The sequence below is a fragment of the Enterococcus sp. 7F3_DIV0205 genome, from assembly GCF_002141365.2.
GTDB lineage: Bacteria > Bacillota > Bacilli > Lactobacillales > Enterococcaceae > Enterococcus_L > Enterococcus_L palustris.
Genome location: NZ_CP147244.1, coordinates 160,298 through 175,574, shown reverse-complemented (window position 1 = coordinate 175,574; position 15,277 = coordinate 160,298). Strand labels below are relative to the sequence as shown.

13 protein-coding genes are annotated in these 15,277 nt (G+C 34.2%); 4 read left to right on the top strand and 9 right to left on the bottom strand.

The window, feature by feature from the left end; genetic code table 11:
• Positions 1-121: 121 nt before the first annotated feature.
• The 6 genes from A5821_RS00815 to A5821_RS00790 all read right to left on the bottom strand — a co-directional run bounded on the left by A5821_RS00815 (position 122) and on the right by A5821_RS00790 (position 8,066).
• Positions 122-2,590, bottom strand: a complete 2,469-nt coding sequence (locus A5821_RS00815) for a cation-translocating P-type ATPase (protein WP_086312483.1) — start codon at positions 2,588-2,590, stop codon at positions 122-124.
• 753 nt (positions 2,591-3,343) lie between these two features.
• Positions 3,344-4,171: an ammonia-dependent NAD(+) synthetase gene (nadE, locus tag A5821_RS00810; protein WP_086312481.1), complete on the bottom strand. Its 828-nt coding sequence runs from the start codon at positions 4,169-4,171 to the stop codon at positions 3,344-3,346.
• 83 nt (positions 4,172-4,254) lie between these two features.
• Positions 4,255-5,727: a nicotinate phosphoribosyltransferase gene (locus tag A5821_RS00805; protein WP_086312479.1), complete on the bottom strand. Its 1,473-nt coding sequence runs from the start codon at positions 5,725-5,727 to the stop codon at positions 4,255-4,257.
• Between the two features lie 81 nt (positions 5,728-5,808).
• On the bottom strand, positions 5,809-6,219 hold the full coding sequence (locus tag A5821_RS00800) for a GtrA family protein (protein ID WP_086312477.1): 411 nt from the start codon (positions 6,217-6,219) through the stop codon (positions 5,809-5,811).
• Between the two features lie 109 nt (positions 6,220-6,328).
• A complete protein-coding gene (locus tag A5821_RS00795) occupies positions 6,329-6,961 on the bottom strand; it encodes a response regulator (protein WP_170922923.1) in 633 nt (210 codons plus the stop codon).
• Between the two features lie 13 nt (positions 6,962-6,974).
• Entirely contained in the window at positions 6,975-8,066 is a 1,092-nt protein-coding gene (locus A5821_RS00790) for a sensor histidine kinase (protein ID WP_086312475.1), read from the bottom strand.
• A gap of 122 nt (positions 8,067-8,188) precedes the next feature.
• On the opposite strand from A5821_RS00790, the gene A5821_RS00785 reads away from it, so the two are divergent.
• From A5821_RS00785 to A5821_RS00775, 3 genes are read left to right on the top strand one after another with little or no spacing between them, the layout of a single operon-like run.
• On the top strand, positions 8,189-9,121 hold the full coding sequence (locus A5821_RS00785) for an ABC transporter ATP-binding protein (protein WP_086312473.1): 933 nt from the start codon (positions 8,189-8,191) through the stop codon (positions 9,119-9,121).
• Between the two features lie 14 nt (positions 9,122-9,135).
• Positions 9,136-10,284 (top strand): ABC transporter permease, encoded by a 1,149-nt coding sequence (locus tag A5821_RS00780; protein ID WP_086312471.1) that lies wholly within the window; start codon positions 9,136-9,138, stop codon positions 10,282-10,284.
• Complete coding sequence (locus A5821_RS00775; protein ID WP_170922921.1) at positions 10,271-11,449, top strand: ABC transporter permease; 1,179 nt, start codon at positions 10,271-10,273, stop codon at positions 11,447-11,449. Before A5821_RS00780 ends, A5821_RS00775 begins: the two co-directional genes overlap by 14 nt.
• Positions 11,450-11,496: 47 nt before the next feature.
• Here the strand turns inward: A5821_RS00775 and A5821_RS00770 are convergent, their stop codons facing one another.
• Complete coding sequence (locus A5821_RS00770; RefSeq protein WP_086312465.1) at positions 11,497-11,853, bottom strand: DUF1827 family protein; 357 nt, start codon at positions 11,851-11,853, stop codon at positions 11,497-11,499.
• A gap of 181 nt (positions 11,854-12,034) precedes the next feature.
• Here A5821_RS00770 and A5821_RS00765 point away from each other — a divergent pair, with 181 nt between their 5' ends.
• Positions 12,035-12,793 carry a MerR family transcriptional regulator gene (locus A5821_RS00765; RefSeq protein ID WP_086312463.1) on the top strand — a complete coding sequence of 253 codons (759 nt, stop codon included), beginning with the start codon at positions 12,035-12,037 and terminating at the stop codon, positions 12,791-12,793.
• 131 nt (positions 12,794-12,924) lie between these two features.
• Here A5821_RS00765 and A5821_RS00760 read toward each other — a convergent pair whose 3' ends face one another.
• Both A5821_RS00760 and A5821_RS00755 read right to left on the bottom strand, forming a co-directional pair.
• Positions 12,925-14,133 (bottom strand): hypothetical protein, encoded by a 1,209-nt coding sequence (locus A5821_RS00760; RefSeq protein ID WP_086312461.1) that lies wholly within the window; start codon positions 14,131-14,133, stop codon positions 12,925-12,927.
• Between the two features lie 84 nt (positions 14,134-14,217).
• A complete protein-coding gene (locus A5821_RS00755) occupies positions 14,218-15,069 on the bottom strand; it encodes an HAD family hydrolase (RefSeq protein WP_086312459.1) in 852 nt (283 codons plus the stop codon).
• Between the last annotated feature and the right edge of the window lie 208 nt (positions 15,070-15,277).

Here is a 15,277-nt window from a genome sequence, read left to right as displayed (position 1 = left end):
GTACTCTCTGTCGAAGAAATAAAAAAGTCAAAAGGCTTAAATGAAAATGAATGTCATTCTTCATTAGGTTTTATTCTAATAAAAAAAGCTAGGACAATGTGCTGTCTTAGCTTTTCTCAGTTTAAATGACTCTTCTTTTCTTTTTGATTCGTCTATTTTCTTTTACTTTTTCAACTTCATAAATTGCTCTTGTCATAAATAATGAAATATAATTAAAAATGGAGCGACTACCAAGAATCAACGGTAGGTAGAAAAGGACATTTCGTGTAAATAATGATGTTAGCATAAAGAAATCACCAAAGAATAGGAAACAAACTAGAAAGGCAATCAACAACAAGCCAATCATGATCTGTTTTTTCAAATCTAATGGTCGCGCAGCTCTTAGTAAAACTTGGAATCCTACACAACCTGTAAGCAAGACACACATTGTAGAAACATCTTGGTGAGATAAATCAAACCAAATTCCAGCTAGCTGTAACACTAAAATATTAAAAACAACCGTTAATGCTCCGGGAACTGAAATTCTCAATATATTCGTCAAAAAATGCCCTTTAATTCGTTGATAATTCGGCTCTAATGCTAGAATAAAGGAAGGAATTCCTACTGTTAATGTATTAATTGGTGTTAATTGCAACGGAGCAAATGGATATGGTAAGAATAAAAAGATAAATGTTACAGCAAGAATCGCTGAATAAATTGTTTTTACCATATACATCGAGGCAACACGTTCAATATTATTGATCACTCTGCGCCCCTCGTTCAGTACTTGAATCATTGAACTAAAGTCAGAATTCAACAATACAACATCTGATACAGCACGCGCTGCATCGCTTCCACTAGCCATTGCTACACTGACATCCGCTTCTCTCAATGATAGAATATCATTTACACCATCCCCAGTCATACATGTGGTATGTCCATTTTGTTTCAAGGCTTGGATCAACTCTCTTTTTTGATAAGGTGTTACTCGACCAAAAACAGTCGTATTTTCTACTAGTTCGTTAAAATCCGCTGAATCAGAAATAGTGCTCATATCAACAAAGTTTTCTGCACCAGCTATTCCTGCCTGTCTCGCTATTTGTGATACCGTAATTGGGTTATCACCTGAGATAACTTTTAAGGTTACATCTTGTTTAGCAAAATAAGAGAATGTATCAATCGCATTCTCACGAATTGTATCCGCAATAATGAAAATTGCTACCGTTTCTTTCTGTTGCGGCAGTTTAGGGCTTGTTAATTCTTCAGAAAAATGAACTAAAATCAGGACGCGATCTCCTTGTTCATTGTATGGAGCAAGTTTTTGACTTAATTCTTCAGGAACCTCAGAATAAATGAATTCTGGTGCCCCCATAACAAACGATCCTTTTTCTTCAAACGTGACACCGCTCCATTTCCGATCAGAAGAAAATGGAATCACCTCTTTAACTTTCCAAGCAGATTGAGATCTTGGAAATCTGGATCTCAGAACTTTCGCTGTTGCGTTTTGATCAGATAATCCTGCCATCATTTCACTCATAGCACGTTCAATTTCACTTGCTGGAAAACCAGCTTGTGGAATCAGTTCCTTAAATGTTAAACTGCCATCTGTAATGGTTCCTGTTTTATCCAAGCAAATGGTATCCACACGTGCCAGTGTTTCAATACATGATAAGCGTTGAATCAAGGTTTGTTTTCTGGCTAAATTGGCTGCACCAACTGCAAATGCCACACTGGTCAACAGCATCAATCCTTCTGGAATCATACTGATCAGTGCACCAGAAACACCTAAAACAGTTTTAGGAAATGACTGGGTCGATTGGTACTGAGACCAAAATAACAGTAAACCGATCGGAACAATGGCAAATGTTAGTCCTTTAATCAAAAGATTCAGAGAGTTCATTAATTCGGAAGTCGAATGTTTCTCTGTTTTTGCTTCTTTTGATAATTTAGAAACAAAATTATCTTCCCCAACTGCAGTAATTTTGACAAAGCCTAATCCTGAGGTAATAAAACTTCCACTCATGATTTTGTCGCCATTTTGTTTTGTGATCTTATCTGATTCTCCAGTTAGTAAAGACTCGTCCACTTCCATTCCTTCCGCATGAAGAACGACTCCATCTGATGGAACTTGATTGCCCAATGTCAAAACTAAAACATCACCTAAGACAATTTCATCTTGAAAAATATTTGTCAGTTGGTTCTCTCTTAAAGCTGTTACTTCGGTTTTATTGACGATAGATAATTTATCGATCGTCTTTTTAGCATGTATTTCTTGAATTACACCAATCGCCGTATTAATAATAATGATCCAAAAAAACAATGCATTTTTAGGATAACCGACAGCAAATACTGCAACAGCTAAAAACAAGTTGATAAAGTTAAATAATGTTAGAGAGTTATCTAAAATGATCTGTTTTGTTGTTCTAGATAGATCCTCAACTTCTTTGTTGGTCTTCCCCTGAGCAAAAAGTTGTTCCACTTCTTGGTTGGAAAGTCCTTTAATATCAGTAGGAATCCGAATATCAGCATTATTTATTTTTTGCACCTTTTCTTCAGATGAAAGAAACTCCTCACTATCTATATCTCTTTTTTTCCTAAACCATTTTTTCATATTTTCATTCACCTTCTTATTACTATTGTTAAATCAATTGTAGAGTACTTTATGCACTATTTCAGATAACTAGGTTAATTTTACACTTTTTTTAACCATTTGAACAAAATGAAGGTACATTAAAGTGAATTTTGGTGCAAAAAAAGAAAGGCTAAATTTTTAGTCTTTCTTTTTTATTAGATTGAATGTGATCACTTATATTGGGTTGACGCAAGAATACCTTTTCCAATCAAAATGGTTATACAAGGTTGCAACATGCTCACTCCATAACAGAGTGAGACGGTGATGGTAAAACACAAACCTTCACATGGGGCATTTCAATCCACTCACTCCATAATAGAGTGAGACAATGATAACGGTATTTTTTTATGTACTGATTATCTATTTCAATCCACTCACTCCATAATAGAGTGAGACAGTCGTGATGTCGTATCGATTAGTAAGGCATATTCTAATTTCAATCCACTCACTCCATAATAGAGTGAGACTTTTATACAGCTTTCGTATACTGCTAGAGGTACCGATTTCAATCCACTCACTCCATAACAGAGTGAGACTGTGAAAAATAATGTTTTTTCGCAAAAAAACTCTCATAATCACCAATTTCCCACATAAATCTCGAATAACATTAAAATATAATGAGAAAAACGGAAAATTGAGATCTTTTCCTCTCTAATTTTGGTGCAGATCTCCCAGAGATTTCATGGTCACTTGGGGTCCGCACCTGAAAATATCTATTTCCTTATTCAAGCCTTACTTCCAGAAATCATCAAAAATTGAAATTGGCATATGTCGCTTGTGTTGCGTTTTTTTATACCAGCCTTCGATCGTTTCTCTTGCCTTTTCCGATACTGCTTTTCCTTCAACATAATCATCAATATCGTCATAGGTCACCCCAAGCGCTACTTCATCTGCCACCAGCGGTTTGTCATCTTCTAAATCTGCAGTTGGAATCTTTGTATACAATTCCTCTGGTGAACCTAGTTCCTTCAATAAAGATTTGCCTTGACGTTTATTTAAACGAAATAATGGTAAAATGTCTGCACCGCCATCACCATATTTTGTATAAAAACCAGTAATATTTTCTGCTGCATGATCCGTCCCGATGACAGCACCTGCTTTTTCTCCAGCAATCGCATATTGAACGATCATCCGTTGACGTGCCTTCATATTTCCTTTATTGAAATCACTGATAGAAATGCCCGATTCTACAAGTGAAAGAACACAGGCATCAATTGCAGGTTTGATATTTACGCGCAAAGAAACATCGGGATGGATAAACTCTAATGCTTTTTTAGCATCTGCTTCATCTGCCTGTTCACCATAAGGCAAACGAACTGCGACAAACTGATACGCTTCATCTTTCGTTTCTGCACGCATCTCTTCCATTGTCAGTTGAGCCAGACGTCCAGCCAATGTGGAATCCTGACCTCCACTGATTCCTAAAACAAAAGTTTTCAAAAAAGGATATTTGTATAAATAGCTTTTCATAAATTCAATACTTTTTCGGATTTCTTCTTGCGGATCTATTTGAGGTTTTACACCTAACTCTTCAATAATTGCCTTTTGCAGTGACTCCATAGAAAATCCCTCCTAATTTTAAAAGCGTAGCGGGCTCGTTCAATCTTTTTTATTAAGAACTAGCCTGCTCAACTAGATACGATTTATTTGCCTTCACTTAATGCTTTTACATCCACACGGACTTTCTCAAGCAAACGCATTTTATGATTCCAGCACTCAGTTGATAAATCAACTGGGTATTTTTGCGGATTAAGGTCACGTTTGTACTCTTCCCATAATGAGTCTAGGTTTTCTTTTGCATAGCTTTTGATTTCTTCTAAAGTAGGCATTTCGTAGACACGTTTACCTTCAACAAAAATGTCCTGTAGAACAGCTCTTGCTTCAAAGTCTCGAACAGTCTTATTAATGAATGTATGAACTGGATGAAACATATAAATCTCCTCTTGTTTACGAGGATCTTCATCCCAAAGTGTCACATAGTCTCCTTCTGATTTTTTGTCAGATTTGCGTGTGATCCGCCAGACTTGTTTTTTGCCAGGTGTTGTCACTTTTTCAGCATTACTTGAAAGCTTGATCGTATCTTCCATCTTGCCATTTTTATCTTCGATCGAAACCAGTTTAAAAACGGCACCTAATGCTGGTTGATCGTATGCTGTGATCAACTTTGTTCCCACGCCCCAAACATCGATTTTTGCTTTTTGCATTTTTAAACTTAAAATGGTATTTTCATCCAGATCATTTGAAGCATAAATTTTAGCTTCTGTATAACCTGCTTCATCTAATTGTTCACGTACTCGTTTTGAAATATATGCCATATCTCCACTATCCAAACGAACACCTAAAAAATTGATTTTATCGCCCATTTCTTTGGCTACACGGATTGCGCTGGGAACACCTGATTTCAAAGTATCATAAGTATCAACTAAAAAAACGCACTCTTTGTGGGTTTGCGCGTATGCTGTAAAAGCATCGTAATCATTTCCGTAGGACTGTACTAGTGAATGCGCATGGGTTCCACTGACTGGAATTCCAAAAATTTTACCCGCTCGAACATTACTGGTTGCATCTGCTCCACCAATGTAAGCGGCACGTGTTCCCCAAACAGCTGCATCCAATTCTTGCGCACGGCGAGTACCAAATTCCATCAAAGGATCGTCTCCAATCACAGATTTGATTCGTGCTGCTTTAGTTGCGATCAACGTTTGGAAATTGACCATATTCAAAAGAGCTGTTTCGATCAATTGACATTGTGCTAAAGGTCCTTCGACTTGAATCAATGGTTCATTGTTAAACACTAAATCCCCTTCTAATGCGGAACGAACTGTACACTTAAATTCAAATTCTTTTAGATAAGTCAAAAAATCCTCTGGGTAATCTTCAACTTCTCTAAGATAGGCAATATCTGTATCTGTAAAAGTTAAATTCTCCAAATAATCGACTAAGCGTTCTAATCCAGCAAAAATAGCATAACCATGATTAAAAGGCATCTCCCGAAAATAACATTCAAAAACGGAATGTAAGTCTGCTCTTCCTAATTTCCAATACGTTTGCATCATGTTGATTTGATATAAATCTGTATGTAACGTTAAGCTATCATCATCGTAAACTTTTTTCATCTGACTGTGCCACCCTTTATTCTTTCTAGAATTTTAATTCCTATTATAACAAAAAACTGTCTTTTTAACTAAAAACTGATTTTAAGATGCTTTTTTCTTGAAGATAAAAAACTTGCTGAAAAAATAGTTCAATACAACCACTGCTACTTGCGTTACCATTTTTGCCCAAAAGTCTGAGATGTGCATCACTTCGATCATTAACACCATCAATGCCATATCAACGACGAAGGATAAAATACGGTACCAATAAAACAACAACATCTCTCTAATAAAAGAGCCGATATCTTCATGATTACTAGCAAAAACAAAATATTTATTTGTAAAAAATGCAAAAAGTACAGATAAAAACCAGCCGATTGCATTACTTATTTTATAGTCGATTCCTAAAAGATCTTTGCAGATAAAGAAAATAACTATATTCACAACTGTTGTTGCTACACCAAACACTAAATATGAAATCACTTCTTTATATTTATGAAATAATTCTTTCACCGTTCACGCTTCCTTTCATTACTCTTTTTATTTTATCAAAGATAGAATAGAAATCCTACTGATTTTCTAGTTTCTTATCATTCCTTTTCGTTGAGAAAAAACGTTGATTCTATTTTGCATAAATATTTTTGTAATAAAAGATGGCTAACTGCGTTCTGTCTCTGAGCTCTAATTTTTCCAATAAATTACTGATATAATTTCTGATGGTTCCTTCACTTAAATAAAGTTTTTCAGAGATTTCTTTATTATTCAGCCCTTCAGCTATCAAAGAAATAATAGATAGATCTTTTTCGTTTAATTTAAGTTCTTCCAAACAAGTTGTTTTTTCTGTTTGTAGTAGATGAGGGAGACGATCCATGATCGTTCGACCAAATACCGATTGTCCATTTTTGACTGCTTTAATTGATGGGACGATTGCCTCTAAGTCCTGTTTTAACAAGTAACCTTTAACCCCGATCCTAAGCGCTTCAACGATATACTCATCATCTGAAAAAGTTGTTAAAAGTAAAATAGCCGCTTGTTCCTCTTTTGCTAAAATCTTAGTAGCTGCCTCTATTCCTGTCGACTCTTTCATCCGAATATCCATCAACAAAATATCAGGTTGTAACTCTTCATATAAAGTTACAGCTTGTGCCGCACTATTTCCTACTCCAATTACACTAATTTCACCCGTTGCTTCAACAATCGTTTTAAGTGAGGTCGTCACTAACAAATCATCATCTACAATCAATAATCGAATCACTTTTTATACTCCTTTATTTTGGCAAAATAGCTATTAACGAAAAACTTTTTTCTTTTTGTTGATAACTTAATCTGCCTTTTAATTTTTCCATTCTTTCCTGCATACCAATCAGACCGATACCAATTTCACTTGGGGTCTTTTCTTTGTTTTGTGTACCGTTATCTTCAATTGTTAATTTATAAAAACCTGGGTGATTCATAAAGCCAATCGTTACTTTATCGGCATTACTATGTTTCATTACATTTGCCAAAGCTTCTTTAATCAACATAATACATGCCAGTTTGTATTCTTTACTAATAGATTCAGGGAAAACACCCGCTATTTCTACCTCGCAAAATGTAAAATTCAACAAGATATTTTGACAAGCTAAGGATAAACTTAATGATTCATCATACAAATCATGAACACTGTCTCGAATACTGTTCATTCCTTCTGTGATCGTTTCTTGAAGCTGATTTAAAGGAACAGCTAATTTTTCTTCTTGATTTATTGCTTTTAGAGCGCCTGTTTGAAGGAGAGCACTAGAAAGTAAATGCCCGACATTATCATGAATATCTCGTGCAATTCTATTCCGTTCGTTGGAAAGTTCCAGGTTCACTTTGATTTCTTGCTGTTTGATCAACTCCGAATTTTCTGTTTCAAAGGTAAAGTTATTCTCATCTTTTTCTTGCTCTAGCCAAAGATAGTCCTTGCGTAGCGAGTAATCTTTTACGGTTAGAAAAGCCAAATAACCAGCTAAAGCACACAATAGTAAGATATAAAACTTCAAACTATTCGGATATGCACTACTGTATAAAAAAAAGACCAAGATCAAGCCACTATTTAAAATCGATACTTCTTTTCGTTCATCCATCATGCCATCATAAAGAAGGACAGGAACAAAATAAGCATACTCTTGCCACTTGACTGTTGCTATCATCAAAAATAAGATACCAAAAAATGAAAATTTAGGTTTTTTTGTAACCCAAAGCAGTACACTCAACACTATTGTGGTTAACACAAAAATAACCATTTCACTTTGATAGGCTTGATTTAAAAGAATCATGAAACATAACCCTAACAAAATCGCTTTATCCAATAAATTCCGTATTAAAAATGTATTCATCGATTTTCTCCAACCTCTTCATTTATATGACAAATGTCACATGAATATAGGAAAATATTCACTTATATCTTAATATGCTTTGAGCTATAGTTCTATTATAAAGAAAAAAGGGAGAATTTCATATGATAATCGAAATAAATGATCTAGTAAAACGATACGGAAAATTAACAGCATTGAATCACTTTAATTTACAAGTAAAAAAAGGTGATATTCTTGGATTGCTTGGACCTAACGGGTGTGGAAAATCAACAGCGATCAATTGTATGCTTTCACTGTTATCATACGACACTGGAGAAATCAAGCTCTTTGGTGAAAATATGACCCCTACTCGTTATGATATTAAAAAACGAATCGGTGTAGTTCCGCAAGAAGTCGCTGTTTTTGATGAATTGACGGTTATCGAGAATATCGATTATTACTGTGGGTTATACATTACTGATAAAGTAACTAGAAAACAATATGTTTCAGAAGTGATTTTGCTTGTCGGTCTAGAAGATTTTACTACTTTTTTACCTAAAAAACTTAGTGGTGGACTAAAGCGTAGACTTAATATCGCTTGCGGTATCGTTCATAAACCCGAATTGATCTTTTTAGATGAACCTACCGTCGCGGTTGATCCTCAAAGTCGTAATAAGATTTTAGACAGTATTAAAGAACTTAATCGTCAAGGGGCGACTATTGTCTACACGACTCATTATATGGAAGAAGTAGAACAGCTATGTAACAACATTGTCATTGTTGAAAAGGGTCAAGTGATTGCAGAAGGAACAAAAGAGCAATTAAAAGGCCTGATCAAAGGAAATGAAAAAATTGTGATCGAAATACCTGATTTTCCTTCAGTCGTCAGAGAAGAATTACTGCAGATCCCTGGCATTATTGATATTACCTACGACAATATTTTTGTAACGTTGAATACCGAGAAAAATAAAATAGTCTTTACTCAAGTACTTCATATCCTAGAAAAAAATCAGCTTTCATTTGGTAATTTTTATACCCAACAACCTACACTTAATGATGTTTTCCTAGAGATAACAGGAAGAGAATTAAGAGATTAGAGAGGAGACCGCATATGTTTTGGCATTTATATTACTATCGCTTAAAGATTCAATTGAACAATAAAATTTTACTATTTTGGTCATTGATTTTCCCATTACTCTTAGGTTTGTTTTTTACTGCGGCTTTCAGTAATCTTGATACACTTGATTTAGTAAAAAAAATTCCTGTAGGTATTGTCACTGATGATAAAATCCCACCTAAAAGTACTGACTTTTTTTTGAACACTTTGAATGGGGTCAAAGTGAAAGATCAAAAAATGTTTATTCCAACTATACTTTCAAAAGAAACAGCAGATAAACAATTACGTAATGAAAAAATTGCTGGTTATTATACTATTAAACAAGATGATCTTTCACTTACTGTCAGCAAGCAAACGATTCAACAAAATATATTGGATTCTTTTATGAATCAATTTCTCCAAAGTAAAACAACCTTGGCTACTTTAGAAAATGAAGATCCTGCTCTTCTTGCTTCATCCATTACCGAAAAAATCGGGAAAACAACGAATTATATCTCGGTAAATAAAGCTACTGCCTCAAAAGGTAGCGTTAAAAGCTTTTATTTCTTCACGTTGATTGGAATGTGTTGTATGTTCGGTATGTTCTGGGGAATCGGTAACGCAAATGATGAACAAGCAAACCAGTCAGCAAATGGTATTCGTTTAAGCATGACGCCAAAAAATAAATTATTCATCGTATTAACAAATTTAGCTTCTTCTTTTACGATATTCATTGTTGAAATTTTCTTTATCTTAGGATTTTTCCATTTTGTTTATAATGTCGACTTTGGTGATCGCTGGTCTTTGATTTTACTGACTTGTGCACTAGCTTCTCTTACAGCACTTTCGTTAGGTCTTTTATTCGGCAATCTTCTTAAAGTCCCTCTAAACCAGAAAGTTTCACTTGCCGTGTCATTTCAAATGACCTGCAGCTTTTTAGCTGGAATGATGTCTCCTGATGTCAAACTTTTAGTCAATCAGCATCTTCCATGGCTAAATGCGATAAATCCAGTTAACTTGATCAGTGAGGCTTTGTATAAACTTTATTATTATCAAAATATCAGCAGCTTTTACACTAACTTGCTTAGTTTGGGACTATTGACAGCCATTTTTATCACAGCTAGTGTTATTTATGAAAGGAGAGTACAGTATGTCAGTCTTTAAAGCTACTCTTGGCATTCTAAAAAAGAATTTGGGAACATTGATTCTTGCATTAGCAATCAGCTTGGGCATTTCTTTTGCTTATTCAGGTTCAAATCCAGCAGCTACTGAACTTGAAAAGTTGAATGTTGTCATTTTTAATAAGGATGATGGCAATACAGCAAAACAGCTAGAAACTTATCTGAAACAGACAATGAATGTTGTTTCATTAGAGAATACGCAAGAAACAATCGATGACGCTTTATTTTTTGGAAAAGTTAATTATGTTCTAACGATCCCTTCGTCACTTTCTCAAGAAATTAAACTTGGAAAACAGCCTAATCTAACAATTCAGGTCAAACCAGATAGTTTTAATCAGGTTTATATTGATTCAATAATCAATAATTATTTATCTACTTATCAATTTTATCGAGAAGCATTTCCAGAGAAAACAGACACTGAAATCGGACATTTGACCACTAAAAATGTTGCAACTTCAGGGAAGATTCACTTTGCTTCTTCTTACGACCAATCAAAGAAAAATACCGCAACAGGAAAAGTTTTTGGTGTATTAGCCTATACTATGTTTATGACTATTTTCAGTTCGATCTCTTTAGTTAGTTTGGCTTTCAATCGTAAAGAAATCAAGCATAGAAACTACTGTTCTCCACTGTCCAAACGAACTTTTTCACGCCAACAATTTATAATTCAAATTGGCTTTTGCTTGGTATTTTGGCTAGTTTTTGTTAGCCTTGTTCTGTTCGTTACAAAAAGCAGATTTGATCAACACAGTGCTTACTTTATCTTGAACACATTCCTCCTGTTTCTCGTTGCGGTATCTTTTAGTAACCTAGTTGGTAGCATTATCAATAATCCTGATATGGTTTCCGGCATCAATAATGTGTTTATTTTAGGTAGTGCTTTTGTTAGTGGTGTGTTTGTACCTGCAGAAATTTTACCTGATATCGTAACGAAAGTCGCTTCTTTTACACCAAGTTATTGGTATATGAGAAATTGTACATTAATTGGAAATACGAGCCAGTTCAATAGTGAATTTTCTACGAAATTTCAATTTAACACAATAATTTTATTGATTTTTTCTTTTATCTTTTTCTTATTGACAATGCTAGTCAGAAAAGAACATGGCGGTTTGAAATTTTCTCTTGTAAAACCAGCTATTGAAAAATAAAAAAAACTAGAAAAAGCAACATAACTGCTTTTTCTAGTTTTCTATTTTTATGCTGGATCAACGTTTTTTTGAATCACTATAATATCTTTTCTAGGCGCGCTGAAAGAATAGCCTTTTTGCTGCATTTCATTTTTCACACCGATATGGACAGTCACTTCTTCTCTTGTCGTATTCAAAAGCCTTTTGATCACATAATCTACTTCTTTTTTAGTAATTTTCTTTTTAGTATTGATCATGATTATATCGATCTTATCAAATGCATCCGCATACACAATTTGAGTACGGTCTAATGCATAGAGTTTGAAAAACTTGATTGCTTTAGCACCAAAAACGAACTTCGTGATATTAGGATAAAAATACTCCAGATCTAGATTTCTGTTGATGGGTGTTTCGATTAATTTCATCGACTCAACTCCTTATTTTTTAAAATTTGTCTTGATAACTTTACATAAAAATTTTACTCTTTCATCGGCTCTTTGTAAATCAAAAAAGAAACATTCACTAAAAAATATGTTATTCTATAAAAAACACTTGACCTTCTCGTTAAGTAAAGGTTTATGCTAGGTTCATACAGGAGGGAAACAAATGGAATACACAATAAAAAAAATTGCTGAATTATCTGGAATCAGCACTCGAACATTGCGTTATTATGATGAAATCGATTTATTAAAACCGGCGCGCATCAATTCTTCTGGCTATCGTATTTACGGGACAAATGAAATCGATAAGCTGCAGCAAATTCTTTTTTATCGTTCTTTAGATATGAAGTTAGAAGACATCCAAAAATTACTGACTACACCGAGTTATGATCCTCAACACGCGTTACAGAATCATTACAAACAATTATTGGAAAAACGCCAACAAATCGATCATCTGATCCTGACTGTAGAAAAAACGTTACGTTATCAAAAAGGAGAAATAACTATGACTGACAAAGAAAAATTTTCAGGGTTCAAACAAACAAAACTGCAAGAAAATGAACAAACATACGGCGAAGAAATCCGGAAGAAATATGGTGAAGAAACAGTGGAAAGTTCCAATCAAAAGTGGTTAAACCTAAGTGAAACAGAATTTAATGGAATGGAAACTGCTGAAAAAGAAATGTTTGAAGCCCTAAAAATCGTAATGACAACCAAAGATTATCAATCTCAAGAAGCCAAAACAGTTTTCCAAAAACATAAAGAATGGCTAAGCTATACATCTCCTGCATACTCAGCTGAGCTGCACAAGGGGCTTGGTCAAATGTATGTTGGCGATGAACGATTTGCTTCTTATTACAACGAACGCGCAGGAGAATCTGCTGCACAAACGCTAAATCAAATCATCCAAAACTTTGCAAAATAAGTCGTGATTTGTGATTTTACTGAATAAAAAAGAGCCTGGGACAAAACTAAAAATCAGTTTTGTCCCAGGCTCTAAATCCGAATAAACGGTGAGATCAGAAGCAACCCCTTCTGATCCAACCTCTTACTTATTTAGATAACCGTTTCATCCGTTTCTACTGCTATCGAGTGCAGTATTTCATTCACTTGTTGATCCAAATCAAGCTCAGTTTCTTCAGATGCACGATCGATTTCACATATGATCCATCCATAATTATGAGCTGTTTCAAAAAAATAAGTCGTATAATTGTTCGTTTCTGATTGTCCATTTTCACTTGTTTTAGTTGTTAAGATATATTCATTTTTAAACAAATCTGGATGCAACTTTTCAACACTTTTCTGATTATTTCTTTTCCCTTGATCTTCCATCACTTGACCTACAAACTCAGATAAACTAGAGGCACTTGCTATTTCGCTCATGAATATAGAAACGTAAAGTGCATTACTCGTAAATGTTTTACTCGATTGTCCTTTGATTTCATCTACTGAAAATAAAGTTCCTTCTTCTTCATGGAAGTATTTTGGCAGCTGAATTTTCAGCGTTTCGTCTTCGTTTGTAACAGACAGCTCAGTGATCCTGACTTGAGCTTCCTGATCAATTTTATCGTGATAGTCTTTTTCAACTTGCTTTTCATATATCGTTCGGCCATCATCATCTAAATATTTTTTCGCACCAAAATAAACAAAAGTCCCAACTATCAAAAGTAGGAAAATAGTTAAAATAGCTGATCTAATTCTTCTTTTTTTCCGCTTGGCAATAAAATTAGTATTTTTTAGGATTTCCTTTTTATAATTTGCTGAATGCTTGATTTGCGTAATATCATAATAAAAAAATTGTAGCGGTTCTTCCAGCATTGTGCGATCAATTTCATCTGTAAAACCAACCAATAACGTATATTGTCGGATTTTTGATGGAAAGTTTCTAGTGTTTCTCTTTTTCAACTTCACAAACAGCTCTTGCTCTCCTAAAAAATAATAGGATTGATTATCTTCTTGAATTTCTAGCTTCTCCATTTTCTGAAAATCACTTGGCAATTGTGCTTTTATCCGCTGAAAATACGTTTCAAAGGCTTCCGCACGCAGATAGCGCAATAAATAAACCACCAGTCCTGACTCACTCAAAAATAATACTACTAGTAACCATCTAACTATTGACTCTGATAAACCGATCCCAACAACCGTTATCATCATGATCGCAAGTAGGAAAAACAAATATTTTTGATAATGTTTTGTATACAATTGTTTGATTCCTGATTGATAATATTCTAAATCATGTTCGATATTTTCCTTTATTTCTTTCATCAATACTCCCCCAAATATGAAAATAGATTATTTGATTCCATCTCTTATTTTTCCATAAACGACCTTTTTTGTCTAAAAAAATTATTATTTGATGATTTCTTCAAAAATAAATTGTCCAACGCCGCCTTCTAAGCAATCAGCGACAATCAACTGACATTTCTCTTTGACAATGTCTTTGGCATTTCCTACTGCAACAGGGATATCAACAACATCTAACATTGGTAAATCGTTCTCACCATCACCGATACCATAACTTTTTGCATCTGGAAATTTTTTCATAAATTCTTGGATTGCATTTCCTTTACTGCTCTTTGGATCAACGATTTCCAGACATTGAATAAATGAAGAAAAGACCTCTGTAGCCTCACTACTCAATAAATCGCGTAATTTTTCATGTTCATGGTCACTTGCTTCCATCAATTCTATTTTCATCACTTTTAATTCAGGATGTTCAGCCAAATAGGCAAGTGGGTTCACAACATGCTGACACTGCTCTTTGAAAAAAGCTTCTTTGAAATCCATGATTTGTTTACCAGTTTCTCCCATTGGTTCAAGCTTTTCTCTTAATGCTAAAATATTAGACTCATAATTTTCAACTGCTTTTAAAATAATTCCTTCATTTGTATGAATATGATAAAAAATTTCACGTTCCTCTAAAATAGTGATGACTCGTCGACATTCATCCATCGATAAACAGTGATTATACTGAACAGGCTCTCCTACTAATTTATAGCCGCCACCATTGCTAAAAATAACATCACATTCACTATCCAATTCATCCATCAGTTCTGTTAGCTGAGCATAGCCTCTTCCACTAATAAAAACAAAATGATCTCCTTGTTTTTGGAGAGCATAAATCGCATCATAATTTATTTGAGGTACTGCTCCTCCAATGTCTTGAAATGTTCCATCTATATCACAAAAAACAACATTCATTTGTTACGCTCCTCTTTCATCTCAATCTATCGTCTACTCTTTTTGATTCTATTCAATTGAAATTTACTTTTTTATTTCAACCATTTGAGTATATCATAAATTTTCTAAGAAATTTCTTTTAATTCAGTATCAGATTTCTCAAATAGTTTAGTCGAATCTTCTATTTCATTTTAGTTAAATGAAAGACCTGTGTAAAGTGCTGATCCAC